Annotated in this window: 21 protein-coding genes; 7 read left to right on the top strand and 14 right to left on the bottom strand. The window is 72.3% G+C overall.

Features of this window, described 5'->3' with window-relative positions; all coding sequences use genetic code 11:
• A partial coding sequence (locus tag ABT381_RS28500; protein ID WP_351599444.1) for a universal stress protein occupies window positions 1–516 on the top strand: 516 nt, incomplete at its 5' end.
• 18 nt (window positions 517–534) lie between these two features.
• On the opposite strand, the gene ABT381_RS28495 is transcribed toward ABT381_RS28500, so the two are convergent.
• On the bottom strand, window positions 535–1173 hold the full coding sequence (locus ABT381_RS28495) for a DedA family protein (protein ID WP_351599443.1): 639 nt from the start codon (window positions 1171–1173) through the stop codon (window positions 535–537).
• A gap of 228 nt (window positions 1174–1401) precedes the next feature.
• Between ABT381_RS28495 and ABT381_RS28490 the strand changes: the two genes are divergently transcribed.
• Window positions 1402–1998: a superoxide dismutase family protein gene (locus tag ABT381_RS28490; protein ID WP_351599442.1), complete on the top strand. Its 597-nt coding sequence runs from the start codon at window positions 1402–1404 to the stop codon at window positions 1996–1998.
• 80 nt (window positions 1999–2078) lie between these two features.
• On the opposite strand, the gene ABT381_RS28485 is transcribed toward ABT381_RS28490, so the two are convergent.
• The 3 genes from ABT381_RS28485 to ABT381_RS28475 form a co-directional block, all read right to left on the bottom strand.
• A complete protein-coding gene (locus ABT381_RS28485) occupies window positions 2079–2552 on the bottom strand; it encodes a DoxX family protein (RefSeq protein WP_351599441.1) in 474 nt (157 codons plus the stop codon).
• A 180-nt stretch (window positions 2553–2732) separates the two neighbouring features.
• On the bottom strand, window positions 2733–4433 hold the full coding sequence (locus ABT381_RS28480; protein WP_351599440.1) for an alkaline phosphatase D family protein: 1701 nt from the start codon (window positions 4431–4433) through the stop codon (window positions 2733–2735).
• Window positions 4434–4622: 189 nt separating this feature from the next.
• A complete protein-coding gene (locus tag ABT381_RS28475; RefSeq protein WP_351599439.1) occupies window positions 4623–5267 on the bottom strand; it encodes an HNH endonuclease family protein in 645 nt (214 codons plus the stop codon).
• Between the two features lie 162 nt (window positions 5268–5429).
• On the opposite strand from ABT381_RS28475, the gene ABT381_RS28470 reads away from it, so the two are divergent.
• Together ABT381_RS28470 and ABT381_RS28465 are read left to right on the top strand one after the other, a co-directional pair.
• Window positions 5430–6188, top strand: coding sequence for an ABC transporter permease (locus ABT381_RS28470; protein WP_351599438.1), 759 nt, complete (start codon window positions 5430–5432; stop codon window positions 6186–6188).
• A gap of 247 nt (window positions 6189–6435) precedes the next feature.
• Window positions 6436–7017 (top strand): TMEM165/GDT1 family protein, encoded by a 582-nt coding sequence (locus tag ABT381_RS28465; RefSeq protein WP_351599437.1) that lies wholly within the window; start codon window positions 6436–6438, stop codon window positions 7015–7017.
• 73 nt (window positions 7018–7090) lie between these two features.
• On the opposite strand, the gene ABT381_RS28460 is transcribed toward ABT381_RS28465, so the two are convergent.
• Both ABT381_RS28460 and ABT381_RS28455 read right to left on the bottom strand, forming a co-directional pair.
• The gene (locus ABT381_RS28460; protein WP_351599436.1) at window positions 7091–7753 is read right to left on the bottom strand and encodes an HAD-IA family hydrolase; all 663 of its coding nucleotides are present in this window, start codon (window positions 7751–7753) and stop codon (window positions 7091–7093) included.
• Between the two features lie 207 nt (window positions 7754–7960).
• Entirely contained in the window at window positions 7961–8914 is a 954-nt protein-coding gene (locus tag ABT381_RS28455; RefSeq protein WP_351599435.1) for a peptidoglycan-binding domain-containing protein, read from the bottom strand.
• A gap of 216 nt (window positions 8915–9130) precedes the next feature.
• On the opposite strand from ABT381_RS28455, the gene ABT381_RS28450 reads away from it, so the two are divergent.
• Window positions 9131–11191 (top strand): MDR family MFS transporter, encoded by a 2061-nt coding sequence (locus ABT381_RS28450; RefSeq protein WP_351599434.1) that lies wholly within the window; start codon window positions 9131–9133, stop codon window positions 11189–11191.
• 31 nt (window positions 11192–11222) lie between these two features.
• On the opposite strand, the gene ABT381_RS28445 is transcribed toward ABT381_RS28450, so the two are convergent.
• From ABT381_RS28445 to ABT381_RS28415, 7 genes are all read right to left on the bottom strand, one after another.
• A complete protein-coding gene (locus tag ABT381_RS28445; protein WP_351599433.1) occupies window positions 11223–11729 on the bottom strand; it encodes a GNAT family N-acetyltransferase in 507 nt (168 codons plus the stop codon).
• A gap of 5 nt (window positions 11730–11734) precedes the next feature.
• The gene (locus tag ABT381_RS28440; RefSeq protein ID WP_351599432.1) at window positions 11735–12061 is read right to left on the bottom strand and encodes an antibiotic biosynthesis monooxygenase family protein; all 327 of its coding nucleotides are present in this window, start codon (window positions 12059–12061) and stop codon (window positions 11735–11737) included.
• Window positions 12062–12187: 126 nt separating this feature from the next.
• On the bottom strand, window positions 12188–13528 hold the full coding sequence (proP, locus tag ABT381_RS28435; protein WP_467754672.1) for a glycine betaine/L-proline transporter ProP: 1341 nt from the start codon (window positions 13526–13528) through the stop codon (window positions 12188–12190).
• A 468-nt stretch (window positions 13529–13996) separates the two neighbouring features.
• Window positions 13997–14698 (bottom strand): hypothetical protein, encoded by a 702-nt coding sequence (locus tag ABT381_RS28430; RefSeq protein ID WP_351599430.1) that lies wholly within the window; start codon window positions 14696–14698, stop codon window positions 13997–13999.
• A 107-nt stretch (window positions 14699–14805) separates the two neighbouring features.
• Entirely contained in the window at window positions 14806–15249 is a 444-nt protein-coding gene (locus ABT381_RS28425; protein ID WP_351599429.1) for a DUF6114 domain-containing protein, read from the bottom strand.
• Entirely contained in the window at window positions 15240–15860 is a 621-nt protein-coding gene (locus ABT381_RS28420) for a DUF6230 family protein (protein WP_351599428.1), read from the bottom strand. Before ABT381_RS28420 ends, ABT381_RS28425 begins: the two co-directional genes overlap by 10 nt.
• Before the next feature lie 269 nt (window positions 15861–16129).
• Entirely contained in the window at window positions 16130–17362 is a 1233-nt protein-coding gene (locus ABT381_RS28415) for a cytochrome P450 (protein ID WP_351599427.1), read from the bottom strand.
• Between the two features lie 244 nt (window positions 17363–17606).
• Here ABT381_RS28415 and ABT381_RS28410 point away from each other — a divergent pair, with 244 nt between their 5' ends.
• Window positions 17607–18776 carry a steroid 3-ketoacyl-CoA thiolase gene (locus ABT381_RS28410; protein ID WP_351599426.1) on the top strand — a complete coding sequence of 390 codons (1170 nt, stop codon included), beginning with the start codon at window positions 17607–17609 and terminating at the stop codon, window positions 18774–18776.
• A gap of 130 nt (window positions 18777–18906) precedes the next feature.
• A complete protein-coding gene (locus tag ABT381_RS28405; RefSeq protein WP_351599425.1) occupies window positions 18907–19431 on the top strand; it encodes a DinB family protein in 525 nt (174 codons plus the stop codon).
• A gap of 54 nt (window positions 19432–19485) precedes the next feature.
• Here ABT381_RS28405 and ABT381_RS28400 read toward each other — a convergent pair.
• Window positions 19486–19825, bottom strand: a 340-nt coding sequence (locus tag ABT381_RS28400; RefSeq protein ID WP_351599424.1) for an aggregation-promoting factor C-terminal-like domain-containing protein, incomplete at its 5' end; no start/stop codon positions are given.

Raw genomic sequence — 19825 nt, 5'->3', positions numbered from 1 at the left:
GGCGGGGCCGCCCGGCCCGGCGTCGGCCACCGGCAGGGACCGGCGCACGGCCGCGTCACCCTGGGCATCGACCCGACGGCGGAGGAGACCCGGGCGAGCAGCGCGCTCGGCTTCGCCTTCCAGGAGGCGGCCCGGCGCGGAGCGGCCCTCCAGGTGATCGCCGCGTACATGTGGCCGATGGTCGTACCGAACGCCTTCGACTACCTGATCGCGTACGACACGACACAGCGGGAGTACGAACAAGCGCTGGTCAGGCAGGTGTCTGAGGTCCTCGCCGGGTACCGGGAGCGGTACCCGGAGGTCGAGGTGGAGGCCGCGCTGCGCCCTGCGGACGCGGCCGGGCAGCTGGTCGAGGCGTCCGAGCAGAGCGACCTGGTGGTGGTCGGGCGGCACCGCCGGAGGCTGCCGGTCGGCCGCCGCCTGGGCTCGGTCGCCCACGCCGTGCTGCTGCACGCGCTGTGCCCGATCGCGGTGGTGCCGGAGGCGGTACGGGCTGATCCGAAAGACGCGTTTTAGGCGGACCGGCGCCGGACGTCAGCCCGAGTGTGCGGGCCGGCGCTCCGGGCGGCGCATCACGTACAGCGCGGCGGAGCCGGCGGCGAAGAGGGCGAGGAACGAGACCGCGGTGCTGAACCACGTGGCGCCCAGCAGGTGGCCCCCGAAGTAGCCCAGCGCCACGCTGTACGCCGCCCAGGCCACCCCGGCCACCATCGACCAGGGCAGGAACTCGCGGACCGTGCGGTGGGCGACGCCCGCGCCGAGGCTGACCACGGAGCGCCCGGCGGGCGCGAAGCGGGCCAGTACGACGATGGTCCCACCGCCCCGGGTGAGCGCGGTGCCGAGACGTTCCTGCGCGGCGGTCAGGCGGCGCGAGCGAGCGATGGCGCGGTCGAAGCGATCGCCGCCGCGCCAGGCCACCCGGTAGGCGGCCAGGTCGCCCAGTACCGAAGCGGTCGCGGCGCACAGGGCGAGCGCGAGCAGGTCCGGCAGGCCGGAGTCACCGCGCACCGGGGAGACGCCGACGGCGGCGGACCGGGTCCCGGCGGCCGTCGCGGCGGCGATCAGCAGCACGCCGCTCGGCAGGAAGGGCACGAAGACGTCGAGCAGTACACACAGCCCGACGATCAGATAAATCCACGGGGGATCGGCCAGCGCCCCCAGACTCTCCAGCACCTCATTACTCCAAGTCGTCCCCGGCCGCGACGTCGCATGGCAGCGGCAGGGGCGGCTTGTCGCTCGTACAGCTGTACAGCGTACGCCTGGGATGTCCGGAGATCGGAGCCAGGGGCCGCAGGTGTTGTCCGAATCACGCGTTTCCTGCCGGTGAGATCCCCTGCTGGGCTACACGGGGGATCCGGCGCGCGTCCGCGCGCCTACGGGGAGTGACAAGGAGGACGTGGGATGGCGGCAGGAATTCTGACGGGCGCGATGGCGGCACTGTTACTGGCGGCGCCGGTTGTTGCGGCGCCCGTGCACGGTGGCACACCCGGCGGCGGAGACCTCGTGGTGGGCAAGGACAGCCGGTTCACCCCGGTGTCGGAGTTCGACCCTTCCGACGCGGTGACGTACAACACGAAGAAGGTGCCGGCCAACGCGCGGATCATGGTCGCGCAGTGGAAGAACGAGCGCGGGATGACCATCCGGCTGAAGGTGCGGGGGCTTGAGCCGCATCGCACCTACGGTGCGCACGTCCACACCAAGCCGTGCGGTGAGAAGCCGGACGACTCCGGGCCGCACTACCAGAACCGGAAGGACCCGCATCAGCCGTCCACCGACCCGAAGTACGCCAATCCGGAGAACGAGGTGTGGCTGGACTTCACCACGGACTCCGACGGCGACGCCTCGATGGCGTCGAAGCACTCGTGGTGGTTCCGGCCGGGTGAGGCACGGTCCGTGGTGATCCACGACCACAAGACGCACACCGGGCAGGGGCACGCCGGCATGGCGGGCGACCGGCTGGGCTGCTTCTCGGTGCCGTTCAAGCACGCGGCGAGGTAGCGGGGCCGGGAACGACCTGAGGGCCGCCGGGACAGGCGGCCCTCAGGGCTGAGCGGAGAGTGGTGCTGCCGGGCGGCGGGTCAGGCGGCGCTGGGCTCCCGCCGGGGCGCGGCCGGAGCGGCGCTCTCGTCCCGGTCGCCGGGGCCGAAGAAGACGCGGTCCAGCGCCCAGGCGCCGGGGCCGGTGAAGACCAGCAGGAGGAAGGCCCAGCAGAACATCGCGGACGCCTCCCCGCCGTTCTGGATCGGCCACAGCGCCTCGCCCTGGTGGACGGAGAAGTATGCGTACGCCATGGAGCCGGAGCTGATCAGGGCGGCGGTGCGGGTGCCGAGGCCGAGCAGCACCAGGAGGCCGCCGACGAGCTGGATGACCGCGGCGTACCAGCCCGGCCAGGTACCGGTCGGGACGGTGCCGCCCTGGCCCATCGCGCCGCCGAGGACGCCGAAGAGCGAGGAGGCGCCGTGGCAGGCGAAGAGCAGGCCGGTGACGATGCGGAAGAGCGCCGTCGCGTGGGGGCGGGCGCGTTCGGTGAACGAGGGGAGAGGTGTGGACATGACAGGGACTCCTGCGGTTGGGGACGTAACCGAGAGACCTGAGGTTAGGCGTGCCTTATTGGTGCTTGCAACTTCAAGCGTTTGTTGTGCTTGGTCTGAACCTTTGCCGTGACCGTCACTTTGGTCCAGACCAGTGGACTCGTCAAGAGGGTGCGCAGTCCCCGGTCGCCGCCCGCCGGATCACGTCAGGGACCGCTCCAGTACGCGCTCCAGGCGTGCCGACCGTCGTCCGCTCGCGGCGTCCGTCGCCTCGCGGGCCTGGTCCAGGCTCAGCCGGGCGTCGCGGCCACGCAGGGTGAGGGTCATCAGCTGGTTGCCGAACCACGGGCCGCCGGTGCGGCGCCAGGACACCGGCGGCCGGCCGGCCCGCGCGTGCCGGGACAGCGCGCGTCCCAGCCACCGGCCCGCCCGGCTCCAGCCGAAGCGGAAGCCCACCCGCATCACCGCCGGGATGCTGTTGTGCACCGGCGAGCAGGTCAGCTGCAGGACGCGGCCCGCCGGGCCCGCCCCCTCGGGCCAGTGCGGCTCGGCCACGTACGCGTGATGCACGTCGCCGGACAGGACGCACACGGTGGCCGGCGCGGCCGGCCCGTCGGCGGCCTCCGAGATCAGGTCGGCCAGCGCCGCGAAGGACTCCGGGAAGGCGGCCCAGTGCTCCAGATCGGCCCGCTGGCGCAGCGCTTCACCGCGCCGCGCCCACCCCGGGCCGCGCGCGCCGCGGCACAGCGCCGCGTTCCAGACTTCCGCGTCGTGCACCAGGTGGGGCAGCAGCCACGGCAGCGAACTCCCGATCAGCAGGTGGTCGTAGCTGCCGGGTCCGTCCAGCACCTCCTGCCGCACCCACTTCGCCTCTTCCGCGTCGAGCATCGCCCGGCCGCCCTCCTCCAGGACGCGGGTGGCGCGCGTGTCGACCATGACCAGGCGTACCCGCCCGAAGTCGCGCCGGTAGCTCCAGCGCGCGCAGGTCGGGTCGGCGTCCGCCGCCGCGGCGAAGTCCCGTACGAGCGCGGTGCCGTCCGCCGCCGCCCGCACCCGGGCGTACAGCTCGTCGCGCGCGAGGTCGGCGGGGGAGAGGTTCCCCAGGTGCTGGTGGACCCAGTACGACATCAGGCCGCCGAGGATCCGGTCGCGCCACCACGGGGTCGCGCGCATCCGGGTCAGCCAGGCGGCCGAGGTGTTCCAGTCGTCGATCACGTCGTGGTCGTCGAAGATCATGCAGCTGGGGACCGTGGAGAGCAGCCAGCGCACCTCCGGGTCCAGCCAGGACTCGTCGTAGAGGTGGGTGTACTCCTCGTAGTCCGCCACCTGCGTCCACGGCGGGCGCGCGGTGTCGCGGCGGCGGGCCAGCAGCGCCGCGGTCGCCTCCGAGGTCTGGTCGGCGTAGACCTGGTCGCCCAGGAGCAGCAGCACGTCGGGGCGGGGACGGGCCGGATCGCGGGCCAGCGTGGCGGCGAGGGTGTCCAGTGCGTCGGGGCCCGCCGGGTCGTGGTGCTCGCCCGGCACGCCCGGCACCGCGGCCAGGTGGCTCTTGCCGCCCGAGGGCGGCGCGGCCCAGCGGCAGGAGCCGAACGCCACGGAGAGCGGGCCGCGCCCCTCGGCGGGCAGGGTGCGGATGACGGAGGGCGGGTACGGGCTGTCCGGCAGCGGCCAGACCTGCTCCCCGTCCAGCAGGACCCGGTACGGCGTCTCCTCGCCCGGCGCCAGGCCCTCGACGGGCACCAGCGCGTAGTGGTGCCCGGCGACCTGCCAGGTGCGGTCCGCGCCGGTGACGCCGCTGCCGCACGCCACGGTCACCTCGCAGGGCGCCGCGGTCTTCACCCACACCGTCGCGCTGTCCTCGTCCACGTAGCGCAGCAGCGGTCCGAGCCGCAGTCCGGTCATCGCGGTCCTCCCTCGCGCGGGCCGGTGTGCCCGCACCCCGTACGGACGGCCGCCCGCACTCGGCTCCGAGGATAGGAGCACCCCGCTTCAGGGGCGGCGGCCGGAGGGAGGTCGGGCGGCTCCGCCGGGCATGGGGATGGAGGGCGGAGCCGCCCGGTCGGTGGTGGCCGCGGGTCGGCGGCCGCCCGGTCAGCAGCCGTCGAGGATCTTCTTCAGCGCGGCCTTCTCCGCGGAGTCGGCGGTCATGCCGTACTCGTGCTTGACCCATACCCACATCCGCGCGTACTCGCAGTGGTAAGAGGTCTTCGACGGCAGCCACTCGGCCGGGTCCTGGTCGCCCTTCTCCTGGTTCACGTTGTCGGTGACCGCGATGAGCTGGGAGTGCGTGAGGTCGTTGGCGAGCTGTTCGCGGCGGTCGGTGGTCCAGTCGGCGGCGCCGGACTTCCACGCCTCGGAGAGCGGTACGACGTGGTCGATGTCGACGTCCGAGGACTGCGTCCAGGTCGCGCCGTCGTAGGGGGAGGTCCAGCTGCCGCTCACCGCGGCGCAGCTGCCGTCCGTCTCGACGTCCTTGCCGTCGCGCTTGAGGACGACCTCACGGGTGTTGCAGCTGCCGCCCTGGTCGCTCCAGTGCGGGAACTTGTCGCGGCTGTAGCCGTCCTGCGGGCCCTCGGCCTGTTCCTTGATCTCGGCGAGGTACGTACGGGCGGTGGCGGCGCTCGGCGGCGCGGGCGGCGCGGCCTGGGCGGACTGGCCGTTGAGCAGCAGTGTGCAGACGAGGGCCGCGGCCGAACCGGCGGCGAGGGATGCGCGACGCGCGTAGACCTTGGACATCGGAACTCCCGTTGATGTGGGGGGACAAGGGAAGTCGTGCGGGTTCCAGGTAACAGAGTGGCGACATGCCCACGTCAGATCAAGAGGTGACGCGCCGCCAGCACGCGCCGAACATGCGTCCGTTGACCGTGCCGGCCGGCCCGGAGTCCTTAAGGTGATCGTGTGCTGCTGCCGGTCAACGTCACCCTCGCGGTCGTGCTCGGGGTGCTGCTCGTCGCCGCCGTGACGGTCGCCGCGCTGTGCCGGCTGGACCACGCCCGGGACATCGCCGTCGCGGGCCTGCGCGCCGCCGCCCAGCTCGCCGCCGTCTCCTTCCTCATCGGCTGGGTGGTGCGCGCGGCCCCGCTGCTGGTCTGCTTCCTGCTGCTGATGTTCCTGGTCGCGGTGCGGACGGCGGGCCGCCGGATCACCCCCAACCGCACGTGGTGGTGGGCCGCGGCGCCGATCGCCGCGGGCGTGCTGCCGGTGGTCGCCGTGCTGCTGCTGACCGGCCTGGTGCCGCCCCGCGGGGTCACCCTCATCCCGGTGACCGGCATCCTCATCGGCGGGGCGCTCACGGCGACGGTACTGAGCGGGCGGCGCGCGCTGGACGAGCTGGAGTCCCGGCGCGGCGAGGTGGAGGCGGGCCTGGCGCTGGGGCTGCTCGACCGGGAGGCGCGGATGGAGGTGGCCCGGCCGGTCGCCTCCGAGGCGCTGCTGCCGGGCCTCGACCAGACCCGGACGGTGGGGCTGGTCACACTGCCGGGCGCGTTCGTCGGCATGCTGCTGGGCGGCGCTTCACCCGTTCAGGCCGGTGCGGTGCAGCTGTTCGTCCTGGTGGCGCTGCTGGCCGTGCAGGCGGTCGCGGTATCGGTGGTACTGGAGCTGGTCGCCCGCGGGCGGCTGCACCGCGTACGCTTGGTCCCAGCAGAAGGGGAGTAGCTCTTCGCCGGACCGTCGACATACTGCGGTCCCACCCGTCGCCCGACCACCACCCCTGGTGGAGCGTGCTTCGCACGCGCGCGATGGATGGACCCGCCGGCGCCCGGAGCGTACGGATCGGATCCGCGGGATCGTTTCCGTACGCCAGCGAGACCTTCGGCCGCAGTGTCCGACGCTGCCGTGCCGAAGCGACCCCTCTTCCCGGGCCCCTTTCGGTGCGGCCCTATCGAACGAGGTATTCCACCCCGTGTTCAGCTTTTCCGTCGCAGCCGTCGTCTTCGGCGTCGTCTTCCTCGCCGAGCTGCCCGACAAGACCGCACTGGCCGGGCTGATGCTCGGCACCCGCTACCGCGCGTCGTACGTGTTCGTCGGCGTCGCGGCGGCCTTCCTGGTGCACGTCGCGCTCGCCATCGCCGCGGGCAGCGTGCTTACCCTGCTGCCGCACCGCCTGGTCCAGGGCATCGTCGGCGTGCTCTTCCTGGCGGGCGCCGCCGTGCTGCTGTTCAAGAAGGACGACGACGAGGAAGAGGTCAAGAAGCCCGCCGACCAGAGCTTCTGGAAGGTCTCCGGGGCCGGCTTCATGATGATCCTGGTCGCCGAGTTCGGTGACCTCACGCAGATCATGACGGCGAACCTCGCGGCCCGCTACAGCGATCCCGTCTCCGTCGGCGTCGGTGCCGTGCTCGCCCTGTGGGCGGTGGCCGCGCTCGGCATCCTGGGCGGCCGCACGCTGATGCGGTTCGTCCCCCTGAAGCTCATCACGAAGATCGCGGCCTGCGTGATGATCGTGCTCGCGGGCTTCAGCCTGTACGAGGCGATCGCGGGCTGAGCGCGCCGTGACAGCGTCGAGGGGCGCCACCCGGCCGGGTGGCGCCCCTCGTGGTTCCTGGTCGCTCGCGCCCTCAGACGGCGAAGTGCAGCCGCACGCCGCCCTCGGGCAGTACCTCGACGCGTACCTGCGTCAGGTCGTCCACCTGCACCGTCGGCGCGAAGGCCGCGGCCCGCTCGCCCACGCCGGCGACCCGCATCCCGGCGGCCTGGCCGGCCCGGATGCCCGCCTCGGAGTCCTCGAAGACGAGGCAGTCCTCGGGGGCGAAGCCCAGCTCGGCGGCGCCCTTGAGGAAGCCCTCCGGGTCCGGCTTGCTCGCGCTCACCGATTCAGCGGTGATCCGTACGGCCGGCATCGCCAGCCCGGCGGCGCCCATCCGGGCGTCGGCCAGCGGGACGCTCGCGGAGGTCACCAGGGCGTGCGGCACGCCGTCGAGCGCGGCCATGAAGGCGGGCGCGCCCGGTACCGGTACGACGCCGTCGGTGTCCGCGGTCTCCTGTGCCAGCATCCGCCGGTTGTCCTCGTGGTTCTGCTCCATCGGGCGGTCGGGGAGGAGCGCGGCCATGGTGGCCCAGCCCTGGCGGCCGTGCACGACCTTCAGCACGTCCTCGGCGGCCATGCCCTGCTCGGCGGCCCAGCGGCGCCAGCAGCGCTCGACGACGGCCTCGGAGTTGACGATGGTGCTGTCCATGTCGAGCAGCAGCGCGCGGGCGGTGAGCGTGCGGGGTGCCGTCATGGCGGGCTCCTCGGCTGGAGGGCTGAAGTGGTGCGAGAACGAGAGCGACGCGAGAACAAGAGCGGCTCCGCCCGCCGGTCAGGGAAAACGGGCGGAACCACTTTGTTCATCCACGATACAAAGCGCTGCCGCCATACGCCAGGCCCCCCTGGCCGAAGGACCAAGGGGGCGAAGTGGTACGGAGCGGAAAAGGGCCGGTCAGAGGCGTCAGGGCCGGGCCGTGCGCGACTCCAGTGAGGCACGGGTCACGGGGCCGTAGACGCCGTACGGATCGCCGGTCCCGCCGTACGCCCGCTGGTAACGGGCCACGGAGGCGGTCACCCCGGCGTCGTACCGGCCGTCCGCGGCGCCGGCGTACAGGGCCAGCTGCGCCAGCCGCCGCTGCAGCTCGACGACCTCCGGGCCGTTCGCGCCCTCGGACAGCAGGGCCGCGTCGACGGTCCGCGCACCGGGCAGCCGGGCGGCCGAGCGGGAGGCCGCGGCCGGGGCGGTCGGCCGGGCCCGCGCGGCTTCCCCGGCTTCCCCGGCTTCCCCGGCCTCCTCGGTGGGCAGGTCGGCGCTGGAGCGTCCGCCGAGGTCGGGCAGCGCCTGACCCGTCCCGCCCGCGGGCCGCAGCTCACCGCCGAAGAGCGCCGCGCAGACCGAACCGGCCGCCGCGGTGACCACGAGCCCGGCCAGCAGCGCGGACCGGCCGTGCCGCCGGGGCGCGGGCGGAACCGTCTGCCCGCCCGCCCGCCCCATGACGGGAGCGGCCTCCGGCGGCGGGTCCATGAACGCCACCGGACCCACGACGGGGAGCGCGGCGCGCCGCCGGTCGGGCGTCTCCCCGGAGTACGGCTCCGGGACCGGCTCATCGGCCTGGGTGGCGTACGGCTCGGGGGCCGGCAGCGAGGAGTACGGCGGCGGCGCGTACGGCGGCCGCTCCACCCGGACGTACGAAGGCGGCGGGAACGCCGGCGGACCGTAGGCCCGCACCGTGAACGCGCGCGGCCTGCGGGGCGGGTCCGGCGGATCGTCCGGGTCGGGCGCGTCCGGCAGCGTGACGTACGGCCGGATGTGCAGGGGGTCGAAATCCGGCGCCACCGCCTGCTCGCACCGGCAGCCGGGGCGGCCGTCGGTCCGAGCGGGGGCTAAGCAGGTCGGGCAGTTCCTGGCCTCCACGTACGGGTCCCCTCCCTCGTCGTCGGCTGCGATTATCCAGACGCCGCCGCCTCCTGCACAGGGCGCCCGGACGTGAACAAGTGGAGTCCAACACATCGCCCGACGGGCCATAGCGGGGCAAAATGATCCGGACGGGGAGTGCGGCTCCGCTCCCCGGCCGCGGCCGGGCCCGCCCGTGTCCGCCCGCCGCCGCGGTTCCGACGTAAGGAGACGTCCATGGCGCAGGACACCAGCGCTCCCGCCGTCCCCGCCGAGGACCGGCCGCAGCGGACCGTCCTGGTGGCGATCGGCGCGCTGCTGCTCGGCATGCTGATCGCGGCGCTCGACCAGACCATCGTCGCCACCGCGCTGCCCACGATCGTCAGCGAGCTCGGCGGCCTGGACCACCTCTCCTGGGTGGTCACCGCCTACCTCCTGGCCTCCACGGCGGCCACCCCGCTGTGGGGCAAGCTCGGCGACCAGTACGGCCGCAAGAAACTCTTCCAGACCGCCATCGTCATCTTCCTCATCGGCTCCGTGCTGTGCGGCATCGCGCAGAACATGCCGCAGCTCATCGCCTTCCGCGCCGTCCAGGGCCTGGGCGGCGGCGGCCTCATGGTGCTGTCGATGGCGATCGTCGGCGACATCGTGCCGCCCCGCGAGCGCGGCAAGTACCAGGGACTGTTCGGCGCGGTCTTCGGCGGGACGAGCGTCCTCGGGCCGCTCCTCGGCGGCCTCTTCGTCGACCATCTCACCTGGCGCTGGGTCTTCTACATCAACCTGCCCATCGGCGCGGTCGCGCTCATCGTCATCGCCGCCGTGCTGCACATCCCGTCGAGCCGCACCCCGCACCGCATCGACTACCCCGGCACGGTCCTGATCGCCGCGGTCGCCGCCTGCTTCGTGCTGATGACCTCGCTCGGCGGCGTCAGCTACCCGTGGGGCTCCTGGCAGATCATCGGCCTCGGCGTGCTCGGCGTGCTGCTCCTCGGCGCCTTCGTACTGGTCGAACGCAGGGCAGCCGAGCCCGTGCTGCCGCTGCGCCTCTTCACGATCCGCACCTTCGCGCTCACCTCGGCCATCGGCTTCGTCATCGGCTTCGCGATGTTCGGCGCGATGACCTACCTGCCGACGTTCCTCCAGGTCGTCCACCGCGTCTCGCCGACCATGTCCGGCGTGCACATGCTGCCGATGGTGGTCGGCATGCTGCTCTCCTCCACGGTCTCGGGCCAGCTCGTCAGCCGTACGGGGCGCTACAAGGTCTTCCCGATCGCCGGCACCGCGGTCACCGCCGTGGGCCTGCTCCTCCTGCACCAGCTCGACCGGGCCAGCAGCGTCGCGGAGATGAGCGGGTACTTCTTCGTCTTCGGCCTCGGGCTCGGCCTGGTCATGCAGGTCCTCGTGCTCATCGTGCAGAACGCCGTCCCGTACGCCGACCTGGGCGTGGCCACCTCTGGCGCGACCTTCTTCCGCTCGATCGGCGCGTCCTTCGGCGTCTCGATCTTCGGCACGGTCTTCGCCAACATGCTGGGCCCGCGGATCGCCGACGCGCTCGCCGGCCGCCGGCTGCCGCCCGGCGTGGACCCGGGCACGCTGGCCGAGGACCCCCGCTCGGTCGCGAAGCTGCCGCCCGGCCAGGCGTCCGGCGTGCTGGACGCCTACTCGTCGTCGATCACCGACGTCTTCCTGTACGCGGTGCCCGTCGTGCTGCTGGCCTTCGCGCTGGCCTGGCTGCTCAAGGAGGAGCCGCTGCGGGGCTCGGTCACCGCGCCGGACACCACCGAGGTGCTCTCCTCGAACCCGGTCGAACGGTCCTCGCGCGACGAATGCGCCCGCGCGCTCACCAAGCTGGGCTGCCTGGAAGGCCGCAAGAAGCTGTACCAGTCGATCACCGCGCGCGCCGGGTACGACCTGAAACCGGCGGCGAGCTGGATGGCGCTGCGGATGAACCGCTACGGCTCGGTGGAGCCCGCGCTGCTCGCCGAGCGCAGCGCCGTACCGCTCGGCGTGATCTCGGAGGCGTCCCGGCAGCTGGAGGAGCGGGGGCTCGCGGAGCGGCACGGGATGCCGATGGTGCTCACCGAGGCGGGGCAGCGGGTCGCGAGCCGGCTCGCGGCCGCCCGCCAGGAAGCGCTGGCCGAGCTGCTCGGCGACTGGTGGACCAAGGACCGCCCCACCGACCTGACCGAACTCGTCCAGCAGCTGACCGCCGAGATGGGCGGCTCGGACGGCGAGCGCCCGCACGACGGCGACGACGCACGCCTCCAGCGCCGCACGACGGGGGCCGGCCCGGCCTGATCCCCGGCCCGCCCTGACCCTCGTTCCGCCCTCAGTCCAGCCGCTTCTCGAACCAGATCTGCGCGTACGGACCCTCGTTGTACGCCGGTATCTCCACGAACCCCGACCGCCGGTAGAAGGCGATCGCCTCCACCAGGTCGAGGCGCGTGTCGAGGCGGACGCGCCGGGCGCCGAGCCCGCGCGCGGCGGCCTCCGCGGCGGCCAGCAGCGCGCCGCTGCCCCCGCTGCCGCGCAGCTCGGGCCGGACGTACATGCGCTTGAGCTCGGCCGTGCCCGGAGCCAGCAGCCGTACGCCGGCGCAGCCGCCCGGCTCGTCGCCGTACCGGGCCATCAGGAAGGCCCCGGCGGGCGGCGTCAGGTCCTCGACCGGGTCCTCGGCGACGGCCCGGTCCAGCTCCTCGTCGGTGGCAGGGCGGCGGTACCAGCGGGACGCCACCTCGGCGAGGTAGGCCCGCAGGAGGGCGGCGGCCCCGGACGAGGCGACCGGCTCCTCGCCGACCGTCCACGCCCGGCGGCCGGTCGCGCAATCCCCCGTCACGCGGCTCAGCCCTGCTTCGGGGCGGCCTGCTGGACGACCTCGAACGACCACACGGTGGAGCCGGAAGCGGCCGGCTTCGGACGCTCGCCACCCTCGCCGCCGCCCTGGTGCGCGGCCTTCATCGGGCCCTCCATCCACGCCTGGAAGGACTCCTCGTCACGCCAGCGGGTGTACACGAGGTACTGGTCGGTGCCCTCCACCGGGCGCAGCAGCTCGAACCACTCGAAGCCGTCCGAGGACTCCACGGCACCGGCCCGGGCGCCGAAGCGCTTCTCCAGCACCTCCCGCTGCTCCTCGGGGACGGTCAGCACATTGATCTTCACGATGCTCATGCCGTCATCCTGCCGCATCGCCCCACGCGACCCCCGGGCGCCCCACGGGCGGACGCGCCCACGACGGAGCCCCCTGCCGGGGCGGTAGGGGGCTCCGTCGTGCAGTCGGTGCGGGCGGTGGCGGGGTCAGGCCGCTGTGCGCAGTTCGCGGGCCTCGGCCTCGCTGGCCACCGCGGGCTTGGAGCCGGGCAGCGGGCGGCCGGCGCTCTCGGTCATCTTCCACACCGCGATACCGCCGATGACGCCGGCGGCCATCATGTAGTACGCGGGCATCATCTTGTCGCCGGTCGCGCTGATCAGGGCCGTCACGACCAGCGGGGTCGTGCCGCCGAAGAGCGAGACGGAGATGTTGAAGCCGATCGAGAGGGAGCCGTAGCGGACCTTCGTGGGGAAGAGCGCGGGGAGCGTGGACGGCATCGTCGAGGTGAAGCAGACCAGCAGCAGGCCGAGCGCGGCCATGCCCAGGCCGATCGCGGCCAGCGAGCCCTGGCGGATCAGCAGCAGCGCCGGGATGGAGAGGACGAAGAATCCGACGCAGCCGGCGGCGATGACCGGGCGGCGGCCGAAGCGGTCGGAGGCCCGGCCCGCGAACGGCTGGACGCACATCATCACGGCCATCACGGCCAGTACGACCAGCAGGCCGTGCGTCTCGTCGTACTTCAGCTCCGAGGTCAGGTAGCTGGGCATGTACGACAGCAGCATGTAGTCCGTGACGTTGAAGACCAGGACCAGGCCGATGCAGAGCAGCATCGCGCGCCACTGGCCGAAGACCATGTCGCGGATGCCGGTCTTCTTCTCGGCGGCGCGGCGCTCCTTCTCCTGCTCCGCGGCCTCCTTCTCCATCTCCGCGAAGGCCGGGGTCTCCTCCAGGCGCATCCGCAGGTACAGGCCGATGATGCCCATCGGGCCCGCGATCAGGAACGGGATCCGCCAGCCCCAGGAGAGCAGGTCGTCGTGGCTGAGCAGCGCGGTCATCAGCGTGACCAGGCCGGCGCCGCCGATGTAGCCGGCCAGCGTGCCGAACTCCAGCCAGCTGCCGAGGAAGCCGCGCTTCTTGTCGGGCGAGTACTCGGCGATGAAGGTCGAGGCGCCGCCGTACTCACCGCCGGTGGAGAAGCCCTGCACCAGGCGGGCGATCAGCAGCAGGATCGGGGCCCCGACGCCGATGGCGGAGTACGAGGGGATCAGGCCGATCGCGAAGGTGCCGATCGCCATCATGATCATGGTGATGGCGAGGACCTTCTGGCGTCCGATACGGTCGCCGAGCGGACCGAAGACCATGCCGCCGATGGGCCGCACGAGGAAGGCCGCCGCGAACGCTCCGAACGTCGACAGCAACTGCGCGGTCGGATTCCCGGACGGGAAGAACACCTGTCCGAGGGTGACCGCGATGTAGCTGTAGACGCCGAAGTCGAACCACTCCATCGCGTTACCGAGCGCGGCCGCCGAGACGGCCCGTTTCGCCATGGCCGGGTCGACGACCGTGGCGCCGTGCGCCGACGTGCTGGACGGACTCTTCGTACGGGTACGGGGACCGGGTGCGACGGAAGTGTGCGTCGGCACGTGTTCGCTCGCCTGCGCTCTCTGGGACGACTGCAAAACAATCGCCCGCCGGGCCACCGACGGGCGAACACCGACCATAGGGGCAGATCGGATCGTCACGGAGTGTGCACAGTTGCATAAGGGAATGCAGGAAAACCGCCTCATTGCAGGGCCGACGTCGGCGGCAAACCGGACACCGGGAAAGTATGCCTGTGATCCTTGTCGCTGCGATCCGGCGGAACTGGGGCCTCTCGTGTGGCCTGGCGCACGTGGACGGCGCGGTACTCCGGTGAGCACCGCGCCGTCGGATCGTCGCCCGTCCAGCATCCGCCCGGCGGCCGTGCCGCGCCACTCGGACGATATGCGGGCCGGCCGGTCACCCGGTCAGGGGTGTCAGCCGGTGACGGTGATCTGCGCGGCCGGGTCGGTGGTGTCCGACACCGTATAGGTGGCGCCGAACGTCGAGGTGGTCGCGCTGGTCGGGCAGCCGAAACCGCCGGTGACGGTCACCGGGACCGAGGCGCCGGAGAAGGTGAGCGTGGACGGCGCGCCGTTGGTCCACGTGCCGTTGACGGTGGCGGGGCCGCCGGGCGCCGCCGTGACCGTACAGGTGGCGAGGCCGCTGGTCTTCACGACGACGCCGCCCTGGGGGATGTTCATGGCCGCGGTGCTGGGCGCGCCGTTCTGCATGGCCACGCCCCAGGTGCCGCTGGTGGTGACGGTGGCGCTGACGCCCGCCATGCTCGTCGTGCAGGAGCTGTACGTCGGGGCGGTGATCGTACTGGCCACCGCGCCCGCGTCGTTGTGATTCGCCGGCGCGTCCGGGACCTTGCCGGTGGCGTTCGAGACCGTACAGGTCACGGTCACCGAACCGGCCTTGAAGGTGGCCTTGCCGCTGAGCTTCGCGGCGAAGGCGTGCCCTGCGGGGGTGACGGTGGTGGAGCCGGCCGCGATTCCGGGTGCGGCGGGCGCCGCCGCGGTCGCGGTACCGGCGGCGGACAGGCACAGCGCGCCGGCCGCCGCGATGCCGGTGGCGGTGGCGAGCAGGGTGCGGGCGTGCGGACGGGCGTACGTGCGGGATCTGAGGTGCCTCATCGGGGGGAGCTCCTTCACGGTTGCCGTTGCGGGTGAACGTGCGGTTACCGGTGCGGAGGTGCGGGGGGTGGGTCGGTGGAGGGGCCGGGGGCGACGGGCTCCGCGGCTCACGGAGCGGTCGGCGCGGCCGGGGCGCCGGGCAGCGGATCAGCGGCGGCGGGCAGGGGCTGCCACGCGAACATCAGGGCGCCGCCGAGGATGCCGATCAGGGTGCCGATGAGGAAGCCGCCGAGGTTGGACATGACCAGCGCGGCGGCCGCCATCAGGACGGTCAGTACGCCTGCCGGGCCGCGGTACTGCGGCGTGAACCAGGCCGTCAGGCCCATGACGATCATCACCAGCCCCATCAGCACGGACGGGACGCCGGCGATGCCCTGCTGCAGCATGATCTTCAGCGGGGCCAGCGGGATCGCGCAGATCTCGGCGCCCGCCAGGACGGTGGCCAGGCCGCCCCAGAAGGGACGCCCCTTGCGCCAGCGCCACCAGGCGGAGCGCGGCCGCGCCGCGCCGTCGGCCGACTGCCGGGCCGCCGGTCGCCGGGTCAGAAGCATTCCTTCTTGCCCTTGCTGATCTTCATGCTCAGGCCGGAGAGCTTGAAGGTGCCCGCGTTGGTCGCCCAGGCGGTCTGCTTCAGGCCGGTGATGTGCACGTCGTCGGCCTGCTGGGAGAACGCGTCCTGCATGCCCTGCGCGTCGGCCGGCCCCTTGTCCAGCGTCGAGGCGTCCCGGCCGATCTCGATGTTGTGGAAGGACGCGTTGCCGGAGAGCTGGGTGGCGTCCACGTAGAGGTTCTCGGCCTCGACGGGCTTGCCGCCCGTGCCCGCTGTCAGGTTGAGCGAGATGTTGCCCAGTACGGGCAGCTTGGTGACCACCGACTGGCAGAGGTCGTTCAGTTCCGCCTTCTTGATGGCCGTCACCGCGACCGGCAGCAGCTCGCCGCGGGCGTTCGCGTCCACGCTGCCGTACTGCGCGAAGCCGTCCCCGTCGAGGCTGCTCGCCGAGACCTTGAACTGCTGGCCGGATACGGCGAAGGACGCCGCCAGCGCCCCGTTGGCCAGCGCGATGGCCAGGGCCGCCGTGCCCGCGAAGGCCGGGACGGCGAGCACGGCGAACTTCCGTGCGCTGACGCGTCCCGTGACCGGTCTGCCGTGTGCGTCTTTCATGGCTGCTGTCCCCTTCGATGCGTGCGTGATCGATGAGTGGGGGGAGAAGAGCGAGGCGCGTGGGGGTGGGGCGAGCGCGGGGGTCGGGCCGCGCGCCGGGTGTTACCGCCGGTGTTACTGGCGAGTTGAGTTGAATGTAAGTGCGCCAGTAGGTGTTGGCAAGGTTGCGCGTCAGGTGGTTTTCCGCCAAATGGCAGCCTCGGTAAGTACGAAAAGAAGGGCGGTGGCCGCCGGGGTCCGGCGGCCACCGCCCTTGTGGGGCACGGGAGTTACCCGTAGCTGACCCGCAGCTCCTTGACGCCGTTGAGCCATGCCGAGCGCAGCCGCCGCGGGGCGCCGGTCAGCGCGATGTCCGGCAGGGCGTCGGCGACGGCGCGGAAGATCAGGTCGATCTCCAGGACCGCGAGGGACTTGCCGAGGCAGAAGTGCGGCCCGCCGCCGCCGAAGCCCAGGTGCGGATTGGGGTCGCGGGTGATGTCGAAGACCTCGGGCCGGTCGAAGACCTCGGGGTCGTTGTTGGCCGACGCGTAGAAGATGCCGACCCGTTGTCCCTCCTTGATGCGCGCGCCGCCCAGCTCGGTGTCGCGGGTGGCGGTGCGCTGGAAGGAGACCACCGGGGTCGCCCAGCGCACGATCTCCTCGGCCGCGGTCGCCGGCCGCTCCCTCTTGTACAGCTCCCACTGCTCGGGGTGGGTGAGGAAGGCGTGCATGCCGTGCGTGATGGCGTTGCGGGTGGTCTCGTTGCCGGCCACGGCCAGCAGCAGCACGAAGAAGCCGAATTCGTCGCTGCCGAGATTGCCCTCGTCCTCCGCGGCCACCAGCCGGCTGACGATGTCCTGTGCCGGACACTCCTTGCGCGCCGCCGCCAGGTTCATCGCGTACGAGATGAGCTCCATCGCCGCGTTGGTGCCGACCTCCTCGGTGATCGCCAGCTCGGGATCGTCGTACGCGATCATCTTGTTCGACCAGTCGAAGATGCGGGCCCGGTCCTCCTGGGGGATGCCGATCAGCTCGGCGATGGCCTGGAGCGGTAGCTCGCAGGCGATGTCGGTGACGAAGTCGCCGCGGCCGTTCTTCTTCGCCTCCGCGACGATCCGGGCGGCGCGCTCGCGCAGCGCGTCCTCCAGGGCGCGGATGGACCGGGGCGTGAAGCCGCGCTGGACGATCTGCCGTACCCGGGTGTGCTCGGGCGGGTCCATGTTCAGCATGATCAGCTTCTGGACGTCGATCTGGTCGCGGGTCATCGACTCGTTGAAGCGGATGATCGAGGTGTTGCGGTTCGCGGAGAAGACGTCGGGCCTGGTGGAGACCTCCTTGACGTCCGCGTGCCGGGTCACCACCCAGTAGCCGTCGTCCTCGAAGCCCGCGATGTTGTGCGGCTGGGCGTTCCACCACACGGGCGCGGTCCGGCGCAGCCGGGCGAACTCGGGGAGGGGCACGCGTTCCTGGTAGACGTCGGGATCGGTGAAGTCGAACCCGTCGGGCAGCGCGGGACAAGGCATCGGCGACTCCAGGTCCGGGTTGTTTCCGGCTCGCCCGCTCGTCCTGACGAGCCATCAGAATCTGCCGCGAAGGTAGTAACGAGTTCTACAAGTGGCAAGGCTCACGCGGGAAATGCTTGCGGGTGCGGCCGACGCGGCACTCTTGCGCGGGCGCGTGTGGCTCGTGAGACTGGGCGCAGAACTAGAACGCGTACTAGTTCTGCCCGGGTGCCGGGCCGCCCGGACAGCCAGGAGAGGACGAGTCATGGCCGCTGAACCCGTCATCGTCGAAGCCGTCCGCACGCCGATCGGCAAGCGCGGGGGCGCGCTCGCCAATCTCCATCCCGCCTACCTACTGGGCGAGACGTACCGCGAACTCCTGGCGAGAACGGCGATACAGCCGGACTGCGTCGAGCAGATCGTCGGCGGGACGGTCACCCACGCCGGCGAGCAGTCCATGAATCCGGCCCGCAACGCCTGGCTGGCCGTGGGCCTGCCGTACGAGACCGCCGCGACCACCGTGGACTGCCAGTGCGGCTCCTCGCAGCAGGCCAACCACATGGTCGCCAACATGATCGCGGCCGGCGTCATCGACGTGGGCATCGGCTGCGGCGTCGAGGCGATGTCCCGCGTCCCCCTGGGCAGCGGCTCCAAGCACGGCCCCGGCAAGCCCTTCCCGGACGAGTGGCATATCGACCTGCCCAACCAGTTCGAGGCGGCCGAGCGCATCGCCCGTAAGCGCGGCCTGACCCGGGAGAACGTCGACGCGCTCGGGCTGATCTCCCAGGAGCGGGCCGCGCAGGCATGGGCCGAGGGGCGCTTCAAACGCGAGACGTACGCGGTCCAGGTGCCCACCACGGAGGCGGAGCAGGCGGCCGGGCAGGGCATGTGGCGGCTGGTCGACCACGACGAGGGGCTGCGCGACACGAGCATGGAGGCGCTCGGCTCGCTCAAGCCGGTCATGCCGACCGCCGTCCACACGGCGGGCAACTCCTCGCAGATCTCCGACGGGGCCGCCGCCGTGATGTGGGCGTCCAAGCGGATGGCCCGGGCGCTCAAGCTGAAGCCCCGGGCGCGCATCGTCGCCCAGGCGCTGGTCGGCGCGGACCCGCACTTCCACCTGGACGGACCGGTCGACGCGACCCGGGCCGTCCTGGGCAAGGCCGGCATGTCCCTCAAGGACATCGACGTCGTCGAGATCAACGAGGCGTTCGCGTCCGTCGTCCTGTCCTGGGCGCAGGTCTTCGAGCAGGACCTGGAGAAGGTGAACGTCAACGGCGGCGCCATCGCCCTCGGCCATCCGGTGGGCGCGACCGGGGCCCGCCTCATCACCACCGCGCTGCACGAACTGGAGCGCGCCGACAAGGAATTCGCGCTGATCACGATGTGCGCGGGCGGGGCGCTGGCGACGGGGACGATCATCCAGCGACTGTGACGGGGGCCGCGCTCGCGGCCCGACGGCCATTGTCAGTGGCGCCTGTCACACTCCTGCCATGACGACAGAACCGACGGAACCGACAGACCCGGCGGGCCCGACAGGACCACCGAAGATCCCTGCTGACAACATGCCACCGGTCTGGGCGGGGCCGGACGAGCGCCCGGCCCCGCCCCTCGTCGGCGACGAGCGCGAGATCCTCACCTCGTTCCTGGACTGGCACCGCAGGACCTTCGAGCTGAAGTGCGCAGGGGTGCCGCCCGAGCGCCTCTCCGAGAAGGGCGTCCCGCCGTCCGGGCTGAGCCTGCACGGCCTGGTCCGCCACCTCGCAGGCGTGGAGCACTGGTGGTTCCGCGTGCAGTTCGCGGGCGAGCGGGACGACTTCCCGTACTACTCCGACGACGACCCCGACCAGGACTTCGAGATGCTGGAGGGGGACGTCGAAGAAGAGCTCGCGTTCTGGCGCGCCGAGTGCGCGCACTCCCGCAAGCTCGTCGCCGCCGCGCCCTCCCTGGACGTCACGGGCACCCATGCGGCCAGCGGGCAGCCGGTCTCGCTCCGCCGCATCCTGGTGCACCTGATCGCCGAGTACGCCCGGCACAACGGCCACGCGGACCTCCTCCGTGAACGCCTCGACGGCGCGACCGGGGTCTAGGACCCGGGCACGCCGTCGGGGGACAGATGGTGAGGGGGAGGAGCCGCCCCTGGCTCAGTACCAGTTGTGGGACTGCCAGAAGGTCCAGGCGCCGCAGGGGCTGCCGTAGCGGTCGTTCATGTAGTTCAGGCCCCACTTGACCTGGGTGGCGGGGTTGGTCTTCCAGTCCGCGCCGGCCGAGGACATCTTCGAGCCGGGCAGCGCCTGGACGAGGCCGTAAGCGCCGGAGGAGGCGTTGGTGGCCTGGGGGTTCCAGCCGCTCTCGCGCTCCACGATGTTGCTGAAGCACTGGAACTGCCGCGCGTCCGGGATCTGCTGGTGCGCCGCGGCCTGGGCCTCGCTCGCGCCGGCCCGCTCGGCGGCCTGTGCGGGGGTCGCGGCGAAGGCGGCCGCG

The sequence above is a fragment of the Streptomyces sp. NPDC000151 genome (assembly GCF_040301705.1).
Classification (GTDB): domain Bacteria; phylum Actinomycetota; class Actinomycetes; order Streptomycetales; family Streptomycetaceae; genus Streptomyces.
This window is presented reverse-complemented; position numbering and strand designations above follow the sequence as displayed.